We start from the raw sequence: 25,363 nt of genomic DNA, 5'->3' as shown, positions 1-25,363 counted from the left end.
ATAAGGTGATTGTTCAAATGAAAACTGTCTCTGTTATCATACCAGTATATAAAGCTGAAAAATATATTGCTGCTACAGTACAATCTGCTCTTGACCAAACTTATAAAAATATTGAAATTCTCATTATTGACGATGGTTCTCCTGATAGAAGTATAGAAATTTGTCAGCAATTCGCAGATCCCAGAATTAGGATTATTCGTCAAACAAATCGTGGCTTACCAGGTGCAAGAAATACTGGTATTCGCCATGCCAAAGGAGATTATTTGACACTTCTAGATGCTGACGACCTTTGGCTACCAGAAAAATTAGAAAAACATGTTCAACATTTAAATAATTCACCTAACGTAGGGGTCAGCTTTAGCCGTTCTGCATTTATCGATGACAATGGCAAGCCCTTGGGTATTTATCAAATGCCTCAAATTGAGGGCATTACTTCAGCAATTATCCTTTGCCGAAATCCCATTAGCAATGGTTCTGCTGCTGTCATTCGCAGAGAAGTTTTTGAGGCGATAAAATTCCAAGACGATCTTTACGGTACTGTTGAGGATTTTTACTTTGATGAGCGATCGCGCCATACAAATGGCGACTCAACAGATGTTGAATGTTGGTTTCGGATGTCTGTTAAAAGTAATTTACAAATAGAGGGTATTCCTGAAGCCCTGACCTTATATAGGGTAAATTCAGGAGGACTTTCAGCAAACTTACTTAAGCAATTAGACTCTTGGGAATTGATGCTGAATAGAGCCCGTTTATACGCTCCAGAAATAGTTAACCAATGGGCAACATTAGCAAGAGCTTATCAGTTGAGGTATTTAGCCCGCCGGGCAGTTACGCTGCAAGACAGTGCAATGGCAGTAAAACTAGTCAATCAGGCTCTGAAAACCAACTGGCGTATTTTTTTCAACGAACCCCGTCGAACGCTTTTGACTGTAGGTGCTGCATATTTCTTGTTACTGTTGCCTCAGTCTCTGTACAGCCAAATTGAATCTCTTGCTTTAAAAACAACAGGCGCAACCCAGAAACGCCGCATTATGCAAGAGCAGTCTAGTTAGTTCTGGAGTTTCTCTTCCCAGTTTTAAGCTAGGGTTTTTTAAGGTCCTTCAAGGTTTTTATGAGAATATTAGTAACTGGCGGTGCTGGATTTATTGGTTCCCATCTTATCGACCGATTGATGGTAGAGGGACACGAAGTGATTTGCTTGGATAACTTCTACACTGGTCATAAGGAGAATATCCTGAAGTGGATGGAGCATCCATACTTTGAACTTATCCGTCATGATATCACTGAACCAATTCGGTTAGAAGTCGATCAAATTTATCACCTAGCGTGTCCTGCTTCTCCGGTACACTACCAGTACAACCCAGTCAAGACTGTTAAAACCAACGTGATGGGGACATTAAACATGCTAGGGCTGGCCAAGCGTGTGAAAGCCCGATTTCTCTTAGCATCAACATCAGAAGTGTACGGCGATCCAGAAGTTCATCCCCAATCAGAAGAGTACTGGGGTAACGTCAATTCAATTGGAATTCGCTCTTGCTACGACGAAGGCAAACGGATTGCTGAAACTCTCGCTTTTGACTATCACCGACAAAATGATGTCGCAATTCGGGTTGCCCGGATCTTCAATACCTATGGTCCGAGAATGCTGGAAAACGATGGTCGAGTGGTTAGCAATTTTGTTACTCAAGCATTGCGGGACATACCTTTAACCGTGTATGGTGATGGTTCGCAAACCCGCAGTTTTTGCTATGTTTCAGACTTAGTAGAAGGGCTAATACGGCTGATGAATGGCGATCGCATTGGTCCTATTAATTTAGGAAATCCAGAAGAATACACCATTTTAGAATTGGCTACTGCTGTTCAAGAGTTAGTAAATCCCAAAGCACAGATTAACTTTAAACCACTGCCTCAAGACGATCCGCGCCGCCGCCGCCCAGATATTACACGAGCCAGGACTTACCTCAACTGGGAACCTCATGTTCCTTTGAAAGAAGGGTTAAAACTAACAGTAGAAAATTTCCGGGATCGCATAACTGAGAAGAAAATGTCTGCGGTCAGTTAGTAAGTGAAATAAAAATTTAGAGGAACAAAGAATATGCGCGTTTGTGTTATTGGTACTGGATACGTAGGTTTGGTAACAGGTGCTTGCTTGGCACATATTGGTCATCATGTCATCTGTGTAGATAACAACGAAGAAAAAGTTAAATTAATGAAGGCTGGTCAAGCACCAATTTTCGAGCCCGGTCTATCGGAAATTATGCAATCAGCCATTCAGTCTGGAAACATTGAATTCACTACGGATATGAGTGCAGGAGTCACTCATGGTGAAATTCTGTTTATTGCGGTAGGGACACCTCCTTTACCTACAGGCGAAAGCGATACTCGTTATGTAGAAGCTGTTGCTCGAGGAATTGGGGCGCATTTGAACGGAGGCTATAAAGTCATCGTCAATAAATCTACAGTACCCATTGGCTCTGGTGACTGGGTGCGGATGATTGTACTTGATGGCATTGCAGAACGTCAAAAGGTACTGGTTGCAGCAGGTGGTACTGGTAGTAGTCAGGCGGTTGTGGAGAAGCTACCCTTGTTTGACGTAGTTAGCAATCCAGAGTTTTTGCGCGAAGGGTCAGCCGTGTATGATACCTTTAATCCCGATCGAATTGTATTGGGTAGCAATAGCCCGAAAGCGATCGCCATGATGAAGGAACTGTACGCCCCCATTGTGGAACGAAAGTTTGCGACTGACCCATCTTTACCATCAGTACCTGTCGTTGTGACTGACCTCAGTTCTGCTGAGATGATCAAATACGCTGCTAATGCATTTTTGGCAACTAAGATTAGCTTTATTAATGAAGTTGCTAATATTTGCGATCGCGTTGGGGCTGATGTCACCCAAGTTGCTAAAGGAATTGGTTTAGACTCCCGTATCGGTCACAAATTTTTGCAAGCTGGTATCGGTTGGGGTGGTTCCTGTTTCCCCAAAGATGTCTCTGCTCTCATTCACACTGCTGATGACTATGGCTACGAGGCTCATCTGCTGAAAGCTGCGGTAAGTATCAACCAACGTCAGCGCTCGATCGCCATCGAAAAACTTCAGCAGGTTCTAAAAATCCTTAAAGGCAAAACAGTAGGACTGCTCGGTTTGACCTTTAAGCCCGATACAGATGATATGCGCGATGCTCCAGCATTAAACTTGATAGAAAATCTCAACAGATTGGGCACTAAAGTTAAGGCATACGACCCTATTGTTTCACAAAGCGGTTTGCGTGATGGTTTATCAGGCGTTCTAGTAGAAACCGATCCAGAACGTTTGGCTGATGGTTGCGATGCATTGGTACTGGTCACAGACTGGCAACAATTCCGCCATTTGGACTATCGGAAGATGGCAACTTTAATGAACAGCCCTGTTATGATTGATGGTCGTAACTTCCTCAATCCTCAAGAATTACAACTCGCTGGATTCTATTATGTAGGAATTGGGCGATAAAACACGGATCTGCCTCTACTTTTTCACACTTGGGCTGTTTCTAGAAAAACATTTCTTCAACTCTCATGAGAATTCCTCTTCCTGACTCCCGATTTTTAAGAGTAGTGAGAAAGGGTATTTGCAACTAGCAAGGGGCTTGCCAAGAAAAATATGCCAAATTTTCTGTAGTGGGGGCAGAACGCCCCTTCTACATTCTTGGGATAATTAATTTCCTGACAATCCTTAAAAGAGGTGTGTTTACAAAAGAATATACTTTTCTAACCTATGATAGAGGTTAAAAGTACTGAAATATTGTAATCTGTGAAAATTAAAATGAGTATGTAATTAAGAAATGTTAAAGTTCCAAGTCTGAGTAGAGGTAGTTAGAAAAAATAAATGGCATCTACACTCCCTTACAATGAATTGCAGAGACTCGCAGCCCTCCGTCAATACCAGATTTTGGACACTGCCCGTGAAGTTGCTTTCGATGACCTCACCCGTTTAGCAGCACAAATTTGTAACACTCCCATAGCTTTAATCACCTTGGTTGATGAGTATCGGCAGTGGTTCAAAGCTAAAATAGGATTGGATGTTGATTCAACCTTAAGGAAGGTGTCATTCTGTACCCACGCAATTTTGCAGCCAAATGACATTTTGATTGTTCCAGATACGTGGCTTGACAGTCGGTTCGCCACCAATCCTTTGGTCACGTCTGCGCCTCACATTCGGTTTTATGCTGGTGCTCCTCTGATTACACCAGAAGGATATGCACTGGGAACACTTTGTGTCATCGATCGGGTTCCACGAGAGTTAAGTTTGGAACAAGTAGAAGCATTACGTGCCTTGAGCCATCAAGTTATAGCGCAATTGGAGTTAAGGCGCAATACAGACATTTTAACACGTATATCTACCTTGAATCGGCAGCAGATTGAAGATCTCATCTGTGCCTTTTCTCACGATTTGCGTACTCCTTTACTGGGCACTCGCAGTATTTTGCGTTCTATGCTAGGTGGAGCTTTTGGTCCCATAAGTGACCTTTTGCGAGATGTGCTTGAAGATTATTGTCAAACCAATGAAGACCTTCTCAAGCTTGTAGAAGCTCTTATAGATATTTCTCGCTATAAAACCAATGTTGCTCAAAACCTTAATTGGGAAATCCTTAACTGGGAAAAAATCTTTGTTGGAGCGATTGCAGAAAGCCATATCATTGCCAAGCAGAAATGCGAGATAACTTACAATATCTCTCCTTCATTACCAATAGTTTGTGGTGATGAGATAGAAATTCAGAGAGTGGTAGAAAATTTACTTGATAATGCTATTAAAGTAAGCTTTGCAGATAAACAGGTTATCCTTGACATAGTACCACTTGGAGTGAACGAAGTCAAAATATCAGTACGCGACAAGGGACAGGGAATGACGCCCCAAGAACGAGAAAGGGTTTTCCATCGCCTAACTCAAGGACGAGGGCGGCTCAGCAGATCTGGTCCTGCGCTTTACTTGTGTCGCCAAATTGTAGAGGCTCATAGAGGTAACATTGGCGTCGAAAGCAATCTTGATGGCGGTAGCACTTTCTGGTTTACTCTGCCTGTCACTGAAGAAAGATCGAGATTGGAAGGACGAAACAGCTTTATATAACTAATTAGATTTCAGAATTAATTTAAGATGAATAAACGTCTCTGTGCTTCATTAGGAGCAATTGCTAGTGTTGCTGCGATCGCCTTAGCAACAACTACTGTAGCACTCATGCCCTTCGAGGCTGGCTGTAGCACTACACCAAATTATCAATGGAACAATGTTGCCATAGGTGGCGGTAGTTATGTAACGGGTGTCTACATACATCCCCTCGAGCAGGATTTAGTCTATATTAGAACCGATATAGGAGGCTTTTATCGTTGGAATTCTGGAGATAAAAGATGGATTCCATTGACCGATAATTTTAGGCTTCCCGAAAGCAATTTCTACGGCGGAGAAGCGCTAGCACTCGATCCGAACAACCCCAATATTGTCTACATTGCGGCTGGCAAATATACCAATGCTTCAGCTGGCTTGGGAACAATTTTTAAGTCTAGCGATCGCGGAACAACCTGGACCAAACTGAATATAGATTTGCCAATGGGCGGTAACGAATCTAAAAGGTGGACGGGAGAAAGGCTAGTCGTCGATCCGTTTAATTCTAATACTATCTTTTTTGGTTCTCGGCTGAACGGGTTATGGAAGTCATTAGATGGAGGCGCAACATGGTTTCAAGTCAGTTCTTTTGTGGGAAATCCTGAAGCAAATATTGGGATCGCAGGTATTCTGTTCGATAAAAACACGCCCGGTTTGGTTTTTGCCAATGCTTATGGAGATGGAATTTACAAATCTACCGACACAGGGGTAACTTGGGAGAGAATACCGGGAAGCCCCTCTCACGTTAATAGAATGGCTTTGGCTAATAATGGCTTTCTCTATGTCACGCATAACTTAGGAGTTAGCAAATATACCAATATAGGTTGGAGCTACATTACGCCAAGTGATGCCAAAACTAAATTCAATGCTATTTCTGTAGATCCAAAGAACCCCGATCGCGTTTTAATTGCGTATGACCAGTACTCTCGCATCGATGATTCTTGTAGAATCTTTCAATCTACAAATGGCGGAACTAAGTGGCAAAAAACGATGTACGATCTGGACTCGCAAGTGTCTTGGTGGTACGACTGGTATTTTGCCTCAGCGGCTTCAGCAATTGAATTCGATCCAACAACTCCTGGCAGAGTTTGGCTGACCGACTGGTATGGAACATGGCACACAAACAATATTAACGAACCAAGATCTTTGTGGGTAAACTCTCAAACAGGGCATGAGGGATTAGTTAGTTTTGCATTGGTTTCACCTCCTAGGGGGTCTTTGTTATTGAGTGGGATGGCTGATGTAGACGGATTTAATCACAGTCAAGGATTAAACACTTACCCATATACAAAATTAGGTAGCAATAACAGTCCTCGCTTTCAAGATACATACAGCATTGCTTACAGTGAAAACAATCCTCTCCGAATGGTGCGCGTTGGTGGCACTAGATGGAACAATACGTACACTGGAGCAACTTCAACAGACGGCGGATACACTTGGAAAAAGTTTTCATCATTTCCACAACACACAATCCCACTGCGTGTAGCTGTGTCGGCAGCTAACCCAAATCTGTTTGTCACAATCGTCAGCGAAGGTCAACCCCTACGCACAACGGATGGTGGAGTGTCATGGAGTAGAGTCTGGGGCTTACCTAACGGACCCAAAGGGACTTGGTACTGGGGTCAGCCACTAGCAGCAGACAAAGTCGATAGCAATACATTTTACTACTACAGTGATGGCAAGGTTTACCGCAGTAGCGATGGAGGTGCATCGTTTAGTGTTGTGAATTCATCGTTGTCAAGTGAAGATTGGTCTATGCTCAAAACAGTTCCGGGAAACCAGCGCGAGGTGTGGCTGAGCCTTAACCGAAATGGGCTTTATCGCTCGAAAGATGGTGGTACAACATTTGCCAAGATAGCGGGAGTAGAGAGAGCTTATTTATTTGCCTTTGGCAAGCCGCAACCGGGAAGTACAATCGCAGCATTATATCTGTATGGAAAAGTTTCAGATTTGGGTGAAGGAATTTTTCGTTCTTTGGACAATGGAAAAACATGGATAAGTATTGGCGATCCCCAAATACCCATTGGTAATGACCCTAATGTCATGGAAGCAAGTACTCAGCAATTCGGACTTGTTTTTATTGGAACCAACGGCAGAGGAGTCTTTTACGGCATACCAAAATAGTCAGTACAAACGCCTATCCTAAAATTTGTAAAGTATCGGTATGAGTAGGAAAAGTAGGTAAAGTCATAGATCTTAATAACTAACAGCCCTCATCTATGGGATAAAAAACTTATAGTGTGAGGGTTTACGTACTCGAGCATATAAGGTAATCTATTTTTTGGTTAGATTTTATCAAAATAATATGAAGAAGCTGAAAAAATAGTCAAAAAGGTAGGAAATTTAATAGAGAACCGTTTTGACAGGAGCATGATGATGAATGAAAAAGAGTATCTTTATATAAATTTGAGCAACCAAAGACAAGTTGCCAATAATTATTACGACTACCAATATCAAAAACAAACTCTTGTTTTTGATAGATATCTGGGGGAGTGACAAACACTCTGAAAAAACTTTGCTCGGTAAGGGATAGAGCGCTGTATGACATAAAAAGATACGATGGCATTTTGGCGATCGGTGAACAAATTCTCAACAATCACAAGCTAAAAACCTGATTTTTGATTAAACTTTGTGGTTAAACTTTTTCAATCTTTTTTAAGCTCATTTTTTCTGAAAAGTTTACCAAGCGTTTTTAGAAACTCATAATCGTTATATAAAGTATTTTTGGGATAAAATTCAACATTTTATACAACTGTAAAAATAAATCTATTTAGAAAATTCAATTTTGATTATCAAGATTACTAGCTAACAGTAATAAAAGTAGGAAAAGCAGGTAAAATTAGTATTTAAAATCAAATAATGAATACTTTAATTTTTGTTGATATATAATTATAAGCACTTCAATGAACTCTAATTAATAAGAATCATTTCCTATATTTCATAAGTCATATAATTGGGTCAAAACAAGTGAGACGAATTACCTCTCTGGGCTCAAAACAAGAAATCAAATATCAAGTAAATTTTTATGAAAAGCCTTTGTTATATGACTTGGATCGTACTATCAAATAACTCATTTATTAATTTTCATAAATGAGTGTGTGTTTTGATAGATCCATCTAGTTTGCTTTGATTGAGCTACTGTCACAGTTAGAGATTGAAAAAAGGAGTTTTATATTTTTATGTCAATAATTGTTGTGGGGTATCTAAGTCCGAAAAACTAGTAATAGCAGAAATCTTCCAAAACAAAGAAGTTAAATCTGTTACAATATACGGGTTCCTGTTTTGGTATTACTTACATAGAAGCAAAAAGAGTAACTATTGTGTTAGTTGTGAATTCACGGAATTTGCGTGTGTCATCTACTTTGAAAAATCATTTATTTACGCCCCTTTATGCTAGTTTTATCGTACTATTTCTACTTATAGTAGGACAACAAAGCTTGCTAATGTGGACGGAAAACCTCACTCAAGAAGCAGTCAGTTGGGTGACCAATAGTCTTGTAGTAGAGAGAGAAGGAGAACGCCTTCTAAATGCTGTTCTAGATGAAGAAAAAGCTGCTCTGGAGATTGACATTAACGAAGAAATTACTTTTCACAGGAGCTTTAGCCACTTATACGATCTGGTCAAAGACAATCCCGATCAACTTCAGCAACTGAATCACATCAAATATCTCTATGAGCGATGGAAAAGCCCTTTAGCTAAAAGGGTGTTTTCTCTTTCGACCATTGATTATCCATCTAGCAAAGAGAGTTTATTTCAATTGTTGCATACTGAAATCTTAATTTTTATCGATCGCGAGGATAATCTTTTACACCAACGCAAGTATCAGTTGCAACAACTCTATCATGTAAACAGCTCTGTAAATATCATCCTTTTAATAACGCTGTTGGTAGGAGCAGTTTTGAACTTCCTGTTTTTACATCAACGCGTTAAAGTACCCTTGCGTGAGTTAACTCAAATAGGCAAAGTGTGGCAGAAAGGTCAGATGGAACCTTTAGTGGGTTATTCATCCTCTGATGAAATTGGTCAGTTGGCTGGAGTTCTCAATGAAGTGGCGAGTGAGACTCGGCAAAGACAACAACACATCGAAACACGCAACCAACAGCTTGAAGACTTGATCTGTGCTCTATCCCACGATATCCGTACCCCTTTACTGGCTACCCGCAACACGATACAAAGTATGCTAAAAGGGGCGTTTGGGTCTATAAATTGCACTTGGAGAGAAATTTTTGAAGAATACTATCAAAGCAATGAAGATCTCCTTAAGCTAGTGGAAACAATTTTAGACGTTTCTCGTTATGAAACTGCCCGTGGCGCTTATCTAAACCACGATCCTCTTGATTGGAAAAGGGTTTTTGCGAAAGTTATGGCTCAAGTCAAAGCGACTTCCAAACGTGAGTTTGCTCTTACCCATAAAATTGCGCCATCTCTGCCAACTGTTTATGGTGATGAGGTAGAAATACGACGGGTTCTGCAAAATTTGCTTGACAACGCTATACGAGTCAGCAACCCAAACAAAGAAATTGTCCTTGAAGTAGCATCTCTTGGTCAAAACAGAGTTCTAATTTCCGTGAGCGATCCCGGACCGGGAATTGCACCACAGGAACAAGAGCGGCTGTTTCACCGCTTTACTCAAGGACGGGGGCGATGTGGAAAAGCAGGGCTTGGTCTGTATTTGTGCCGTCAAATTGTTGAGGCTCATGGAGGCAATATTGGTGTCAAAAGTACTCTCGGAGTGGGAAGTACTTTCTGGTTTACACTCCCTGTTTCCATTGCTCGGGATGAGTGTCAAGAGCGTAAACTGACACATCTCCAGACATAACGTAGCGGCTCTAATTTTATATGGCTTTTATCTTCATTTTTTGGAGATGTCATTAAGGAGACAGAATGATTGCTGAAAGTAGTGAAAACAAAACAGTACGAATTTTACTAGTTGACGATCATGCTTTGATACGGCGAGGTATGAAAGGTCAATTTTCATTAGAATCTGGCTTTAGTGTAGTTGGAGAAGCAGGCGATGGAGCAGAAGCTATTGAATTAGCCGCACGATTACAGCCAGATGTCGTTTTGATGGACATCGATCTACCAGTTATGGATGGAATTACAGCTACGCAGCAAATAAAAAGCGATCGTTCTGCCATTCGCATTCTTGCCTTGAGTGCATTTGATAGCGATACTCAGGTAATGGGAATGCTAGCAGCAGGTGCAGATGGTTACTGCTTGAAGAGTATTGAATGGGAACAACTCGTTGCTGTCATTCAATTGATAATGCAGGGGGGAGCATATTTAGCTCCTGAAATAGCGCAAAAGGTTGGTCGAATGCTCAAGCCTAATGTTGCATCTCCAGAGATTCCTGCATCTGAAGTGAATTCGCCACCTATTTTAAGCAATCGCGAGCGCGAGATTTTGAAGTTGATTGCCAAAGGATACTCCAACCAAGAAATTGCTGCCGAACTCTACCTTTCACTGGGAACCGTCAAATCTTACGTTCGCATGATTCTTAACAAATTAAGTGTAGACGATCGCGTTCAAGCAGCAGCCTTAGCCGTGCGTGAAGGATTAATTTAAAGTTGAAGAACCTCTTGTAGCCGAGTATAAAGTTCTGTAGGCGTGTTAACTGATGGTAAATCCTCATTCTTGGGCTGTTCCGACCAAAAAATGCAAGGCTGAAGTAAACTGTGATGCTCCAAGGCTTCATTTATCGGTAGACAGAAGACCAAGATATGAGGTGCAAACAGAGTTATTTCTTCATTCATCGGAATACCATAATAGGGGAACACTTCTGCATTCTGTTGCAAGCAGTAAGTGCTAACACGTTGTACGGTAGCAACATGACTGCCAATAACCATAATTCGATGTCTTTCCATCACAAATACACTTCTAACGGAGAATATTCTACATACAGATTACCTTTTGTACTTCACAATGTCATCTAGCATATTGACTTGTCTGTTAATAACTTAATATTCATATTCTAAAAAATCAATTAAATTCTTACAAAGAAATAATGTAATTTAAACTTTTACCACTTACGTATTGTCAAAAAAAACATGATGTGAATCGAGTTAATTTTTTGGTTTGAACTGTTTTAAGACGCATTATTTTGTCTCAATCATAACTTTCATTTTTAAGATACATATGAACCGTGAGAATCCAGGAAAGATTTGGTAAACTTTTTTAAACAAAAACTTATTAAAATGGCTGTTTAGTTAATGCATATTTTCTTCTATTTGTACAGTACGCAATCTCTAAATTTTTCTTCATACTAAAGCTCTAAACTTTGCAGTCAAAAATATAGCTGTCAGAGCTAAAAATTTATTGAGATTTTTAGCTCTCAATCGATCGTAATTTTACTAAACATCCATGCTTTTAAACGCCTAAAACATCAAATGTGTCATTTAAAGCTTATCGCTATAGAAATTTATTATGAAGCTTAAATTTGATTAACGCTACAGCCAGACGGATAGCTATGTAGATAATTTTATTTCTCTATGAGGATAGCCTATACATCAGGCTTGAACTAGCCAACAGATAGTATTTTTGATTGTGCTTTAAGTATGAAACTGTAGTAAGACTTAGTAGATGTTCAATCCCTTAAGTACTTGTACATAGCAGAATGGGTAAAAAGTTTTATCCCTTCTGCCTTCTCCTCTTAATAACCAAGCGGAAACAATCTCGTTCCCGATCCCCGGTTCCTGTCCCTTATTGTCCAGACACTTAACACTCCATGGTCAACAAAGTTAGTTTTCTTAACACCCGTTTTGACTGTATGTCCTCAGAAGAAGCAATTGAGTTGTTATTAACACGCTTATTAAAGCGACAGGGTGGTCGCGTATATTATGCTAATGCTCACACAATGGTAACCGCTGTAAACAACTCAGCATTAGCGTTAGCATTAGAACGCAGTGACTTATTGCTAGCAGATGGGAGTGGAGTTCGCTGGGGTAGTTCTTTGTTAGGTACACCTTTAGTTCACAACCTCAATGGCACTGACTTAGTTCCAGCTTTATGCAAGAATGGTGCAGCAAAAGGTTTATCAATTTACCTTTTAGGTGCCAAACCCGGTGTTGCACAAGACGCAGCCACCAATTTAAAGACAGCTTTTCCCGGATTAGCGATCGCAGGAACGCAAGATGGCTACTTCCCAGAAAATGAAACGCAACAAGTTTTAGAGGCTATTCGATTTGCAAGACCGCACTTATTATTAGTAGCAATGGGCGTACCCCTACAAGAAATTTGGATAGATCGGTATGCCAATCAACTGCCTGGTATCACTTGTATGGGTGTAGGAGGGCTGTTTGATTTTGTAGCAGAACGCGTAACCCGCGCCCCCTCTTCCATCCGTGCGATCGGTATGGAGTGGTTGTGGCGAGTAGCCATGGAACCGAATCGCTTGTGGCGGCGTTACTTCATAGGCAACTTTATTTTCTTAAGTTTACTACTGCGCTATGCTTTTACCCGGTCTCAAAACGAACAACAGACAAAACCAAAATTATCGGCAAAATCATAGCCAACTGCTTCACATTTAAATTGCATAATTTGGATGGGCGGAACGCCTACACCACAAAAGTTTTAAAAATTGTTTTTGCAACCTAAATGTGTTTTAGCTGAACTTGGCTGCATTCCACCACGTAAAACGCCTTTGCTTATCTCTACAAACGCCTTGAAGTGCAATTAATAGCGCAGTTTATGACCTTCACACAAGAATATCAAATCAATGTACTTCAGCCTCAAGGATGCTTAAATTTGCATCAAGGTGAAATTTTGCGAGAAAAACTTGCTAGCTTAGCCCCTCAGCCCTACCATCTTTGGGTCATTGATTTAGCCCAAGTAGACTTTATGGATAGTTCTGGATTGGGCGCTTTAGTAGATGGGCTTTCTACTACACGTGCTCAAGGCTGTCGCCTTGTCATTTGCAACTTGCAACCAGCTATTCGGATGATTTTTGAGCTCACTCAACTAGATTCACAGTTTGAAATTTTTGAAAATTACGACGCTATTAAGACTACGGTTAACGCTAGCCCAACAACACTGTAACGATCATGTCTAATCTCTCCACTTCTCACGACATTCAGACAAACATTCAGACATCAGTTCTAAAACTGACAAACATAACAGGATTTGCTGAGCTTTCCGTTCATCATTCTGTATCAAGCAAAGCAAAACGCTTTATTGACATTTTAGGTGCCATTGTTGGTCTGAGCATTACCGCAGTTTTGGCAATTCCCATTGCTATAGCCATTCAGCTAGATAATCCCGGTCCTATCTTCTACAGTCAAATTCGCTGTGGCTTAAATGGTCGTTCCTTCAAAATCTGGAAATTCCGTTCCATGGTTGTAAGAGCCGAAGAATTAAAACATCTCGTTCATAACGAAGTTAAAGGTCATTACATTTTTAAGAATGCAAACGATCCGCGCATTACCCGCGTAGGAGCATTTCTCCGTCGTACTAGCTTGGATGAACTCCCTCAATTCTGGAATGTGCTCTTAGGAGAAATGAGCCTAGTTGGAACTCGTCCTCCCACTCCCGATGAAGTGATGCACTACTCAATGCATCACTGGCAAAGGTTAAACGTCAAACCTGGAATGACTGGTGAATGGCAAGCTAATGGACGTTCCAGTATTAAAGATTTTGAAGATATTGTTCGCATGGATTTAAACTACCAACAACAGTGGTCGATCGCCTACGATCTTGGTTTAATTTTGAAAACTCTCAAGATTGTTTTTCAGAAAAGTGGTGCATATTAAGAGGATGTTTGTAAAGTTTACCCTTGTATTAAGATCCCCCCTCGCCCCCCGATAAATTGGGGGGTAAGTACTTTTCTCCCTCGCCCCCCTTAAAAAGCAAGTACTCTTAAAGCCACCTTCTTTAAGGGGAATTTAGGAGGATTTGAAGTTTTGAATACCTCAGCTACTACTTTTAAAACATCCTCTAACAACTCAAGCGATAAGTGATAAACTTAGAGGAGAAAGCATCCCCATAAAGAAGTAAAAATAAATTTATATTCTATGTAAATAGGAGCATAGGTAACGTCATGTATAACCTTTGCTCTTATTCGTCTTTTCTTTTTGTGCATTTGCACAATTGCGATTGTACAAAGCAAAAAATTCTTTGGTCATATGCCCAATGAACTGTAATGTGCGGCAGAGTATGTTTATATTAGTCGCCCAGGAGGTATATGCGTGTTACAAGAAAATCGCCTTAGCAAGCATTTACCCATTGCTCAAATAGCCATCGTGCGATCGCTTCCCGGCTTGGGTGATTTACTATGTGCTGTACCTGCTATGAGAGCAATAAGATTTGCTTTCCCACAGGCTAAAATTACCTTAATTGGTCTTGTATGGGCGCAAAACTTTGTCAAGCGGTTCAGCCATTACCTAGATGATTTTTTGGAATTTCCCGGTTATCCTGGAATTCCGGAAGTTGTACCGCCAGTTCACAAAATACCGCAGTTTTTTGCTAACGTGCAGCAGCAAGACTTTGACTTGGCATTGCAAATGCACGGTAGCGGTATTGTTAGCAATTCCTTCACGGTCTTACTGGGTGCTCGCATGAATGCTGGTTTTTACCAGCCCGGACAATACTGTCCGGACCCTAATTATTTTTTGCCTTACCCTACAGACCAACCAGAGGTATGGCGTCATCTGTGTTTAATGGAATATTTGGGAATTCCATTGCAGGGAGACAATTTAGAGTTTCCTCTACAGCAAGAAGATTTTTCAGCTTTACAGCAAATAGAGGCTACCCAAGCCCTGAAAAAAGGTGATTATGTCTGCATTCATCCAGGTGCAAGCGTACCAGAAAGACGCTGGTCAAAAGAATTGTTTGCAGCTATTGGCGATGCCATTGCTGCGCGTGGTTTTCAGGTTGTATTGACGGGTACGCCACCCGAGACAAGTTTAACACAGTCAATTGCAGGAATGATGCAGACCAAACCAATTGATTTGGCAGGGCACACCAGCTTGGGTGCAATGGCAGCCCTTTTAAGTCAAGCAGCTTTATTAGTTTGTAACGATACTGGTGTCTCTCATTTAGCAGCAGCTTTGCAAGTTAAGAGTGTTGTCATTTTCTCCAACTCAGATCCCAATCGTTGGGCTCCACTCAATCGCGATCGCCATCGTATTCTCATAGCCTCTTCTTTATCTCCAACGCTCCACTCCCCACTCCCTACTCTCGAAACGGTTATGGCTCAAGTAGACGAACTATTGCCCAAGGGAGTCTTAAATGCTACTAGATAACTGGCAGACCGTACAGAATATTCTTGTTATACATACAGGGAGCAACCACAATCAAACACAAATTCTTCCAACACTAAAAAGCTTACGTCAATTGCAACCCAATTCATTTATCACTTTGATAGAGTCTTCACACAAAATAAATTCATATTCCTCTTGGGTAGATGAGGTATTTATTCATGAAGAAATCGGCACAAAGTTCGTCAACCCCGAACATGAATTAGCTCTCATTTCTAAACTTAGCCAGCGCAGGTTTGATGCTGCTGTCATTTGTACAGAGCTAGGAGAGTCACCCTATTCTTTAGCTTATATTTGCTATTTAGCAGGAATTCCAATACGTATTGGTCGCTCCCAAGAATTTGGTGGTAGCGTTCTTTCTAAATGCATAATTCATAATTCATAATTCGTAATTTTTTATGCGTATTTTAACTTGGCACGTGCATGGTAGTTATCTGTACTACCTAACTCAAAGTTCCCATGAGTTTTATTTACCCGTCAAACCCGATCGCCCAGAAGGATATGGTGGTCGTCTTGGAGGCTTACCTTGGTCAGATAACGTTCATGATATACCTGCTTCGGAAGTCAAAAATCTTAAAATAGACTGTATTTTGTTTCAATCACGCAAAAACTACCTCGAAGACCAATACGAAATACTCTCCGAGTCACAACGACAACTTCCAAAAATTTATTTGGAACACGATCCCCCACGAGAACACCCAACAGATACCCGCCATATTGTAAACGATCCAAATGTTTTACTGGTTCATGTAACTCACTTTAACCAACTGATGTGGGATAGCGGTCAAACGCCTACTTGTATCATTGAACATGGGGTAACTATACCGGATGATGTTTGTTACACGGGTGAATTAGAACGGGGATTAGTCGTTGTCAATGGATTGCGATCGCGCGGTCGTCGTTTGGGTGTCGATGTCTTTGAACGCGTTCGCCAAGAAATCCCTCTAGATTTAGTTGGTATGGGTGCAGAAAAACTGGATGGACTTGGTGAGATACCGCACCATCAACTACCAGCATTTGCTTCGCGCTACCGCTTCTTTTTTAATCCCATTCGCTACACTAGCTTGGGGCTTGCTGTCTGTGAAGCAATGATGGTGGGATTGCCAATTATTGGGTTAGCAACCACAGAAATGACAACAGTTGTAGAAAACGGAGTTTCTGGTTACATCAGCACTGATGTAGAAAAGCTAATTCATCAAATGAAGCATCTTTTAGATAACAGAACACAGGCGCAAAAACTGAGCCAAGGAGCGAGAGAAACAGCACAACAACGCTTTAATATTAAGAGATTTGTTCGGGACTGGGACAAAGTTTTTAAATTAAGTAGGTCAGCAGAAATAATCACAAGTTTGTAGTTACGCTCTATATGCATTGCAACTACGAACGAAATACAAAGATTTTACAGGAATCGGTGATTAATAACCAATGACTAAATTCATTGCCTTAATTAGCGAGCATGCTTCACCTCTTGGTACTTTTGGAGGTGCAGATAGCGGCGGTCAAAACGTATATGTAGGACAAATAGCTAAACATTTAGCTGCATCAGGTTATAAAGTAGACGTTTTTACCAGACGGGACAGTCACGAATTACCAGAAATTATAGAATGGATGAATGGTGTTCGGATTATTAATGTTCCTGCAGGTCCTGCTATATACGTGCGAAAAGAAGATATGCTGCCGTATATGGAGGAATTTACAACATACGTTTTGAATTTTTGTCAAAATAGTTCTTATGGAAATAAATATAAGTACGATTTGATACATGCTAACTTCTGGATGTCAGCATTGGTTGCAGCAGAAATTAAGCGCATTTTGGGTATTCCTTTTGTTGTAACTTTCCATGCACTAGGTCGAGTCCGCCGTTTTTGGCAAGGTGATGCAGACGAATTTCCGGACGCTCGCTTTACCATTGAAGACCGCATTGTGAAAGAAGCAGATCATATCATTGCTGAGTGTCCTCAGGATGAAGAAGACTTGCGAAAACTTTACTGTGCCAAAAAAGAGAATATCACTATTATTCCTTGCGGCTTTGATGCAGCAGAGTTTTCGCCAGTCAATAAAATATCTGCTCGTGAAAAGCTAGACTTTTCTCCCGATGAAAATCTCATTCTTCAGTTAGGGCGTTTAGTCCCTCGTAAAGGAGTAGATACAGTCATCCGAGCTTTTGGACGTGTTTTGCAGCAGTATCAGATTCCAGCACGACTGTTGATTGTAGGAGGTGAGTCAGAAGAACCAGACCCCCGCACTACACCAGAAATCAATCGATTGCAAGCTGTTGCTCTTGAAGAGGGTGTTGAGTCGCAAGTGACATTCGTCGGGCGTCGCAATCGCGAAATACTTAAATATTATTATTGTGCATCAGATGTCTTTGTCACAACACCTTGGTATGAACCATTTGGTATTACACCTTTAGAAGCTATGGCTTGTGGAACTCCCGTGATTGGTTCTAACGTTGGAGGAATCAAATTCACAGTCAAAGATTCTGAAACAGGGTTTCTTGTACCGCCAAACGATCCAGATACAATTGCAGAGAAAATTGCTTATTTGCTCAAAAATCCAGAAATACGCGATCGCTTGGGCTCTCAAGGGAGAGATCGTGTTGCTCGCTACTTTACTTGGAAGAAAGTGACAAACTCTATTGCCACCCTATACGAAAAAGTTTTGCGTCACAAGCAAAGAACAATTATTTCTTCTCCTGCTCCTTCCTCAGGTTCCCTCATTGATGAAAGTTTTACAGCAGCGATTGCGGTGATGGAAAAATCCAGACACACCTTGAAAAGTGCAATTCAAGAAGCCGCAGAATTGCTCTTTTCTTGCTTTTCTTTAGGCGGTAAAGTGCTGGTTTGTGGTAATGGAGGAAGCGCAGCCGATGCTCAACATTTTGCTGCAGAGTTTGTTGGTAAATTACGCTGCTCAAAACGGTCGGGATTGCCAGTTATGGCGCTGACAGCAGATACAGCTTTTTTAACGGCTTGGGCTAACGATGTCGGATACGAGCACGTTTTTGCCAGACAGGTAGAAGCATTTGCTCAACCAGGAGATTTATTACTCGGGATCAGTACGAGTGGGCGATCGCGTAATATCATTGAAGCATTCAAAACTGCCCGTCACCTTCGCATCAACACAATTGCTCTTTTAGGTGGCGATGGTGGGGAAGTATTAGCGATCGCAGATTCAGCAGTTGTTGTACCGGCAACTGATACTCAACGTATCCAAGAAGTACAACATATTGTTCTCCATATTTTGTGTGAGTTAGTAGAAAGTAGGGGACTCGCGACAGGGGAAAGCATGAATCCTCAATGCCGAATTCCCAATAATGAGTTACGGCTCGCAAATCATCAAGCTTTAACAATTTAAGGAGTCAGAATTATGCAAGAACTACAAGGCAAAGTCGTTTTAGTGACAGGAGGCGGACGCGGACTTGGAGAAGCAACATCCCAGACATTGTCTTCAGCAGGTGCTAGCGTTGTTGTTGCCGATATTCGAGATGACCTAGCAAATAAAGTCAGTGGAGAAATTCAGGCTAATGGCTTTCAAGCACAGCCATTAGTACTAGACGTGACAAATGAGGAACAAGTAGAGACTGCGATTCACAAAATTGTTTCCCAATACGGACGCTTGGATGCTTTAATTAACAACGCAGGTACAGATGTGACCGTCTCTATAGAAGAACTTTCCGTTAAGGATTGGGATAGAATTCTTGCAGTGAACTTACGCGCTCCTTTCATTATGTCAAAATTTGCTTTGCCAGTTATGAAAGAACAAGGAAGCGGTCACATTATCAACATTTCTTCTACTGCAGCAAAGCGTGCTTGGCCCAATGCTTCAGCATACCATGCCAGTAAATGGGGGCTATTAGGTTTCAGTCATGCGTTGCACGTAGAGGCTCGTCCTTACAATATTAAGGTGACAGCTTTGGTTGCAGGTGGAATGGAAACGCCATTTTTACTCGATAGATTTCCAGATATAGATGTCAGCAAGCTACAAAATCCCAAGAATGTTGCTGCGACTATCCGGTTTTTACTGTCCACCCCCGAAGGAACTGTCATTCCAGAAATGATGGTTCTACCAATGGCTGAAAGTTCTTGGCCATAATGGTTAATCGTTAGTGGTTAGTCGTTAGTGGCAAACAACTATCTGCTAACTAACGACTTATGCTCAAATCCCTATGCTCCATGCTTTATGCTTAATAAAACAGTATTTTTGGATAAGGATGGGACTCTGATTGAGGATGTACCTTATAATGTCGATCCAAAGTATATTAAACTAGCGCCAGGTGCGATTGAGGGACTACGGCTTCTGAATGAGTTAGGGTATGAGTTGATTGTTATAACCAATCAGTCAGGTGTAGCACGCAGATATTTCCAGGAATCTGCTCTTGTGGGTGTGGAGGAACATTTGCGTAACCTTTTTGGTGAGTTTGGTATCAATTTATCGGGCTTTTACTACTGTCCCCATCACCCGGATGGCGTGGTTTCAGAATTTGCCATTGCTTGTGATTGTCGCAAGCCCGCACCTGGAATGTTATTACGTGCAGCACGCGATCGCAATATCGATCTACACGCATCGTGGTTTATTGGTGATATTCTCAATGATGTAGAAGCCGGACACCGTGCGGGTTGCAAAACGATATTAATTAACAATGGAAATGAGACAGAATGGGAGTTGTCTCCCTTGCGAACTCCAGATTTCATTGTCAGTGACCTTGCAGAAGCCGCACAAGCAATCTTTTCTGTAGATAGTCATTCTGAATATAGGGGAGAATTGCCCAAGGAATCATCACTCACGGAGGTTTTTAGGTGAAGCCTGACCTGCTAAAGTTGCTGGATACAACCCCCAACCTTCATGTCATTGTCATTGGTGAAGCCATGCTTGATGGCTATTTAGAAGGATTTAGCGATCGTCTTTGCCCGGAAGCTCCAGTTCCAGTTGTAACTGTTAAAAATCGCGTCTACGTTCCTGGTGGTGCAGCCAATACAGCTGTTAATATTACCAGTTTTGGCGGACAAGTGACATTTCTGTCAGTTATTGGTGACGACTCAGAAGGTTTACAATTAAAGCGATCGCTCTTAGAACAGGGTGTTTCAACGACAGACCTCATCGTTCATCCAGGTAGGCAAACACTTGCCAAGCAACGAGCGATCGCAGCATCACAAATACTCCTGAGAATAGATACGGGAACGACAAACGCTATTGATGGCGATACAGAACAAGCACTGATTGCAAAATTACAACTTGTCTTTCCACAATGTCATGCTGTTATCATCTCCGATTACGGTTATGGAATTTTAACAGCAAAAGTCATTGATGCGATCGCGCAACTGCAACAGCAACATCCCCGGATTCTCGTTGTTGATTCCAAAAACCTCACTGTTTACCGACATCTTAAAGTAACAGCAGTCAAACCAAACTACGAACAGACAACACAATTACTGAAAATTCCCCCTTACATCCCCATCCAAAATCAAGAAATCTCACGTGCAGAACAAATTACACCATACGGCGAGAAACTTCTTGATATAACAGGTGCAAAAATAGTTGCTGTCACGCTAGACACAGAAGGTGCGATCGTCTTTCAGGGTGACTCCCCGCCGCACCGTACATACACTCAACCCACCAACCAATCCCGCACCGCAGGCGCAGGAGATACTTATATAAGTGCTTTAACCCTAGCCCTAGCATCTGGTGCAGCAACACCATTGGCTGCTGATTTTGCCGCAAGTGCTGCAGCAATCGTTGTGAGAAAAGAAGGAACCACCACCTGTTCTATTGAAGAACTCCGGCTGTTTCTATCTTCGTCTTCCCCCACTCCCCCCCACTCCCCCTCTCCTGCTCTCCCCCTCTCCTCCTCCCCCACTCTCCAAAAAAACATAACAGACACCAACCAACTCATTACCGTTATCGCCGACTACCGCAAAGCGGGATACAAAATAGTTTTCACCAATGGTTGCTTCGACATTCTTCATGCTGGACACGTTTCTTATCTCAACCGTGCTAAAGCATTAGGAGATATTTTGATAATTGGAGTTAATTCAGATAACAGCATCCGCCGGATCAAAGGAGAAACCCGTCCTATCAATTCGTTAGAAGACCGTATCCAAGTTTTAGGTGGGCTGGCTTGTGTTGATTATCTGATTGCTTTTAATGAGGACACGCCTATCAACTTAATTCGATTAGTGCAACCTGACATTTATGTCAAAGGTGGTGATTACACAATAGAAACACTACCAGAAGCACCTGTTATACAACAATTCGGTGGTGTTGTCAAACTCTTACCATTCCTAGAGAATCGTTCAACCACAGAAATCATAAAAAAAATTATACAAAACCATTAACCGCGTACAGGTGCAGCACAATTGAATCAAATTGTTGGGTTTCGTTCTTCAACCCAACCTACCTCTTCTTAATGTTTACTGTTATAAATCATCTCTCCAATTAACAACCAATAACTAACGACCAACAACTAACCACTCATAACTAATCACGAACCAGCAACCAATGACTTCCTGGAACTCTGCCAAAAATATTCTCTGCATTAGACTCGACACCATTGGTGATGTATTGATGACTACACCAGCAATTCGTGCTCTCAAACGATCGCATCCCAATCGTCGGATTACACTGCTAACATCCTCCGCAGGTGCAACCACTGCTTCACTTGTGCCAGAAATAGATGATGTCATTGTCTATGATGCACCTTGGCTAAAAGCAACAGCACCCCGACAAAATAGCCGTCCCGAATATGATATGGCGGACTACCTGCGAAACCTTCAATTTGACGGTGCAATCATTTTTACAGTTTACAGTCAAAATCCCCTTCCCTCGGCATTTCTATGTTATCTAGCAGATATACCCCTACGATTGGCACATTGTCATGAGAACCCATACCAACTCTTAACAGATTGGGTAAAAGATCCAGAACCAGAACGTTTTTTGCGTCATGAGGTTCGCCGTCAACTTGACTTAGTAGCTACAATTAATTGTCATACAGACGATGAGAGAATGTCTTTAGGAGTTCCAAACAAGGCTTTAGCCACTGTCGAGAAAATCCTACAACAACTTGGTATCGATCGAGAACATCCTTGGGTAGTCATTCATCCCGGTGCAACAGCTGCTTCCAGACGTTATGCACCCGATCGGTTTGCTCTTGTCGCCAGGAGTCTAGTTCGTGACTTCAACATCCCGGTTATATTTACGGGTACGCAACCAGAACAAGAACTCGTTGAAGACATCATGGCAATAGCATCTGTCAGCAACATGGCTTCCCTAGTAGGTCGTCTTGACTTAACCGAACTAGCAGCACTGCTATCACTGACTCCTTTACTTATTTCTAATAATACTGGTCCAGTTCACATTGCCGCAGCTGTTGGTACACCAGTTGTGGATTTGTATGCTCTAACCAATCCCCAACATACTCCTTGGGGTGTTCCAAATCGCGTTCTTTTTCATGATGTCCCTTGTAAAAATTGCTACAAAAGCATTTGTCCTGAGGGCCATCAGAATTGCTTGAGTCTGGTGACTCCAGAGTCTGTTGTCAGTGCAGCCCGCGAACTGTTAAGCGAGACTTGGGAAAGTGCAACAGGGATTGAGAAAACTGATTCACTTATAGAAAAGGCACTCACTGCTATTGATTAAAGGACTTCTCAAGAAAAAATATCCCAAAATTTCTTATTGCTCTTCTATGACTCTAAGGAGAGAATAATCAAGGCGATTGGAAATCGCGCCTATATAAACGAAGTCCGCCTACGCGGACTCATATCAGAATTAGGTTTCCAATTTAATCTAACGAGAGTAATAAAAGAGCATTATGGTGCGGATCTGCTAACCCGCGCCGCAAGATAAATACCAAGGCATTTCTAATAATCAATTACAAATGACCAATGACTGTCGATATTTTAATACCTACTTATTGTCGTCCCACTGCTTTGGCGGTTACTTTAACAAGCCTGATCGCTCAAACTTACCGTGACTTTCGCGTTGTTATTTCCGATCAAACTGAAGATAGCAATTCTATAGAAAGTGGTGAAGTACAAGCAGTATTGCGCGTGCTTCAATCTCACGGTCACGTGGTGGAAGTTTATAAAAACTTACCTCGTCGCGGAATTGCACAACAGCGACAATTTTTACTGGAACAGGCAAAGGCAACTTATGCTCTTTTCCTAGATGATGATTTAATTTTAGAACCCTTTGTGGTTGAAAATATGCTTGTTGCTTTGCAAGAAGAGAACTGTGGCTTTGTTGGTAGTGCTGTCATCGGACTGAGTTTTATTAATGATATCCGCCCTCACGAGCAAAAAATTGAATTTTGGAATGGTCCAGTTCAGCCAGAAGTGGTAAAATCTGATACAAGCCAGTGGGAACGCTGGCGGTTGCATAATGCTGCTAATCTTTATCACATACAGAAAAATTTGGATCTAACTCCAGATCGACAGCGTAAGTACCGTGTTGCTTGGGTAGGCGCTTGCGTTATGTATGATACAGAAAAGCTTCGTGGTATAGGTGGTTATTCTTTCTGGCAACAGTTACCATCAGAACACTGCGGTGAAGACGTTTTAGTCCAGTTGCGGTTGATGGAACTTTACGGTGGTTGTGGAATTATTCCTTCAGGTGTGTATCATCAGGAGTTACCTACGACTATTATCGATCGCAGTTGTCCTGCAAATAAATATGTAGAACTGGCTAATGGCTAATAGCTAATGGCTAATAGCTAATGGCTAATAGCTAATAGCTAATTGTTTCTATTAGCTATTAGCTATTTTCTTACGGAGACGCTATGTGCAAGGCACATGCTCCGCGTTGCCTTTGTGCTATGCCCGTAAGGGCTATACGCCAGTCCCTAGGGTGCGGGAAACCCGCCGGAGCAGGCTAGTCTCACCATCAGCTATTAGCCATTAGCCATCAGCAATTAGCAATTAGCAATTAGCAATTAGCCCTTATGCAAAAAATCTTATTTATCGAATTACTAGGTGGTATTGGAGATATTGTTATTGCGCTAAGTGCAATTCATGCCTTAGCACTCACTTACCCGGAAGCTGAACTCACAGTTTTAACTTTTCGACCGGGTAATGAATTGTTAAAAAGTGACCCACTGATTCAACGAGTTCTTTGTGCAGAATCTGGTAACGCCAAACAATCGGTTATTGAATTACTGACTCGTGAAACTTTCGATTTGATTGTTTCTGACACTAATTATGAAGATATAGATAAAGTTATTTTCAAGAGTAGTGCATCCCAAAAAGTTACAAACTTGTGGCGACAACCTCCGCCAAATGAAAGAGTGGGCGATCGCTTTGTAAAAATTTTGCAGGTGGAAGGTTTAATCGGTGCAGATGCTGTGAAACCCACACAACTTTATTTAACTTATGAAGAAATCAATAAAGCACAAGAGCAATTTCTGAATATCCCCCGTCCTTTAGTGTTTTTATGTCCGGATGCAGGAATGTCAATCAAGCGATGGGCTGATATAAATTTTATAACATTAGGTCAAATTTTGCAGCAGCGTTGGAATGCAACTGTGGTGGTTCCGGTTGGTTCTAATGAACAACAAGCATTGGCGATCGCTAAAGGTATTGGAGGCGAAGCACAAGTTTTTCCGCGAGGAAAATTACGAGATTTTGCAGCAACTTTAGCTTGTGGTGATTTGGTCATTGCTTCCGATACTGGTCCTGCGCGGATAGCAGCTGCATTAAATATATTAACTATTACTTTATTTGGTCCTTCTTGGCACGGTCGTTACGGTCAACCGTCGCCTCATGTCAATTTACAAGGATATCCAGAATGTCCCGAACGGAATATCAGCAATTTTACTGTACAAGAATGTTGGTACAGTGGCATGTGCCCTTTAGATAAAGGTTGGCAAAGTTGTATGGAAGGTATTTCTGTCAGTGAGGTTTTAGCAGTTGTGGAAGACAGATTACATGAACTGCAAAGACGCAAAGATTTCAAAGGAAAAGAGAGAGGGGAGATCGGTTGAGAGAA

At 41.6% G+C, this 25,363-nt stretch carries 21 protein-coding genes; 20 read left to right on the top strand and 1 reads right to left on the bottom strand.

What is annotated here, in order from left to right; genetic code table 11:
* Positions 1-17 precede the first annotated feature (17 nt).
* The 7 genes from AB0756_RS05440 (at position 18) to AB0756_RS05410 (ending at position 10,700) form a co-directional block, all read left to right on the top strand.
* Positions 18-1,052 carry a glycosyltransferase family 2 protein gene (locus AB0756_RS05440; RefSeq protein WP_038087507.1) on the top strand — a complete coding sequence of 345 codons (1,035 nt, stop codon included), beginning with the start codon at positions 18-20 and terminating at the stop codon, positions 1,050-1,052.
* A gap of 59 nt (positions 1,053-1,111) precedes the next feature.
* Positions 1,112-2,062, top strand: a complete 951-nt coding sequence (locus AB0756_RS05435; protein ID WP_038087441.1) for a UDP-glucuronic acid decarboxylase family protein — start codon at positions 1,112-1,114, stop codon at positions 2,060-2,062.
* Between the two features lie 33 nt (positions 2,063-2,095).
* The gene (locus tag AB0756_RS05430) at positions 2,096-3,487 is read left to right on the top strand and encodes a UDP-glucose dehydrogenase family protein (protein ID WP_038087445.1); all 1,392 of its coding nucleotides are present in this window, start codon (positions 2,096-2,098) and stop codon (positions 3,485-3,487) included.
* A 375-nt stretch (positions 3,488-3,862) separates the two neighbouring features.
* Positions 3,863-5,101, top strand: coding sequence for a GAF domain-containing sensor histidine kinase (locus tag AB0756_RS05425; RefSeq protein ID WP_050046313.1), 1,239 nt, complete (start codon positions 3,863-3,865; stop codon positions 5,099-5,101).
* 27 nt (positions 5,102-5,128) lie between these two features.
* Positions 5,129-7,258: a hypothetical protein gene (locus AB0756_RS05420; RefSeq protein WP_038087449.1), complete on the top strand. Its 2,130-nt coding sequence runs from the start codon at positions 5,129-5,131 to the stop codon at positions 7,256-7,258.
* 1,205 nt (positions 7,259-8,463) lie between these two features.
* Positions 8,464-9,954: an ATP-binding protein gene (locus tag AB0756_RS05415; RefSeq protein WP_038087513.1), complete on the top strand. Its 1,491-nt coding sequence runs from the start codon at positions 8,464-8,466 to the stop codon at positions 9,952-9,954.
* A gap of 65 nt (positions 9,955-10,019) precedes the next feature.
* A complete protein-coding gene (locus AB0756_RS05410) occupies positions 10,020-10,700 on the top strand; it encodes a response regulator (RefSeq protein WP_038087451.1) in 681 nt (226 codons plus the stop codon).
* On the opposite strand, the gene AB0756_RS05405 is transcribed toward AB0756_RS05410, so the two are convergent.
* Positions 10,697-10,999: a hypothetical protein gene (locus AB0756_RS05405; protein WP_237265849.1), complete on the bottom strand. Its 303-nt coding sequence runs from the start codon at positions 10,997-10,999 to the stop codon at positions 10,697-10,699. The genes AB0756_RS05410 and AB0756_RS05405 overlap by 4 nt on opposite strands.
* Before the next feature lie 902 nt (positions 11,000-11,901).
* On the opposite strand from AB0756_RS05405, the gene AB0756_RS05400 reads away from it, so the two are divergent.
* The 13 genes from AB0756_RS05400 (at position 11,902) to AB0756_RS05340 (ending at position 25,358) form a co-directional block, all read left to right on the top strand.
* Positions 11,902-12,642 carry a WecB/TagA/CpsF family glycosyltransferase gene (locus AB0756_RS05400; RefSeq protein WP_038087458.1) on the top strand — a complete coding sequence of 247 codons (741 nt, stop codon included), beginning with the start codon at positions 11,902-11,904 and terminating at the stop codon, positions 12,640-12,642.
* Positions 12,643-12,821: 179 nt separating this feature from the next.
* A complete protein-coding gene (locus AB0756_RS05395) occupies positions 12,822-13,169 on the top strand; it encodes an STAS domain-containing protein (RefSeq protein WP_038087461.1) in 348 nt (115 codons plus the stop codon).
* A 5-nt stretch (positions 13,170-13,174) separates the two neighbouring features.
* Positions 13,175-13,879, top strand: a complete 705-nt coding sequence (locus AB0756_RS05390) for a sugar transferase (RefSeq protein ID WP_038087463.1) — start codon at positions 13,175-13,177, stop codon at positions 13,877-13,879.
* A gap of 435 nt (positions 13,880-14,314) precedes the next feature.
* Positions 14,315-15,370: a glycosyltransferase family 9 protein gene (locus AB0756_RS05385; RefSeq protein ID WP_038087467.1), complete on the top strand. Its 1,056-nt coding sequence runs from the start codon at positions 14,315-14,317 to the stop codon at positions 15,368-15,370.
* The gene (locus AB0756_RS05380) at positions 15,357-15,770 is read left to right on the top strand and encodes a glycosyltransferase family 9 protein (RefSeq protein ID WP_050046309.1); all 414 of its coding nucleotides are present in this window, start codon (positions 15,357-15,359) and stop codon (positions 15,768-15,770) included. The genes AB0756_RS05385 and AB0756_RS05380 overlap by 14 nt, the downstream gene beginning before the upstream one ends.
* A gap of 13 nt (positions 15,771-15,783) precedes the next feature.
* Positions 15,784-16,740: a glycosyltransferase gene (locus tag AB0756_RS05375; RefSeq protein ID WP_038087469.1), complete on the top strand. Its 957-nt coding sequence runs from the start codon at positions 15,784-15,786 to the stop codon at positions 16,738-16,740.
* A gap of 70 nt (positions 16,741-16,810) precedes the next feature.
* A complete protein-coding gene (locus tag AB0756_RS05370) occupies positions 16,811-18,742 on the top strand; it encodes a glycosyltransferase (RefSeq protein ID WP_038087473.1) in 1,932 nt (643 codons plus the stop codon).
* Positions 18,743-18,754: 12 nt separating this feature from the next.
* The gene (locus AB0756_RS05365) at positions 18,755-19,480 is read left to right on the top strand and encodes an SDR family oxidoreductase (RefSeq protein ID WP_038087474.1); all 726 of its coding nucleotides are present in this window, start codon (positions 18,755-18,757) and stop codon (positions 19,478-19,480) included.
* Between the two features lie 87 nt (positions 19,481-19,567).
* On the top strand, positions 19,568-20,188 hold the full coding sequence (locus AB0756_RS05360; RefSeq protein ID WP_038087477.1) for a D-glycero-alpha-D-manno-heptose-1,7-bisphosphate 7-phosphatase: 621 nt from the start codon (positions 19,568-19,570) through the stop codon (positions 20,186-20,188).
* The gene (gene rfaE2, locus AB0756_RS05355; protein ID WP_050046308.1) at positions 20,185-21,720 is read left to right on the top strand and encodes a D-glycero-beta-D-manno-heptose 1-phosphate adenylyltransferase; all 1,536 of its coding nucleotides are present in this window, start codon (positions 20,185-20,187) and stop codon (positions 21,718-21,720) included. Before AB0756_RS05360 ends, rfaE2 begins: the two co-directional genes overlap by 4 nt.
* A 163-nt stretch (positions 21,721-21,883) precedes the next feature.
* Positions 21,884-23,020 (top strand): lipopolysaccharide heptosyltransferase II, encoded by a 1,137-nt coding sequence (gene waaF, locus AB0756_RS05350; RefSeq protein ID WP_050046307.1) that lies wholly within the window; start codon positions 21,884-21,886, stop codon positions 23,018-23,020.
* 245 nt (positions 23,021-23,265) lie between these two features.
* Entirely contained in the window at positions 23,266-24,075 is an 810-nt protein-coding gene (locus AB0756_RS05345) for a glycosyltransferase family 2 protein (protein ID WP_050046306.1), read from the top strand.
* A 245-nt stretch (positions 24,076-24,320) separates the two neighbouring features.
* Positions 24,321-25,358: a glycosyltransferase family 9 protein gene (locus AB0756_RS05340; protein WP_050046305.1), complete on the top strand. Its 1,038-nt coding sequence runs from the start codon at positions 24,321-24,323 to the stop codon at positions 25,356-25,358.
* Positions 25,359-25,363 lie beyond the last annotated feature (5 nt).

Source organism: Tolypothrix campylonemoides VB511288_2, from assembly GCF_045999855.1.
GTDB classification, from domain to species: Bacteria; Cyanobacteriota; Cyanobacteriia; order Cyanobacteriales; family Nostocaceae; genus Scytonema; species Scytonema bouteillei_A.
This window is presented reverse-complemented; position numbering and strand designations above follow the sequence as displayed.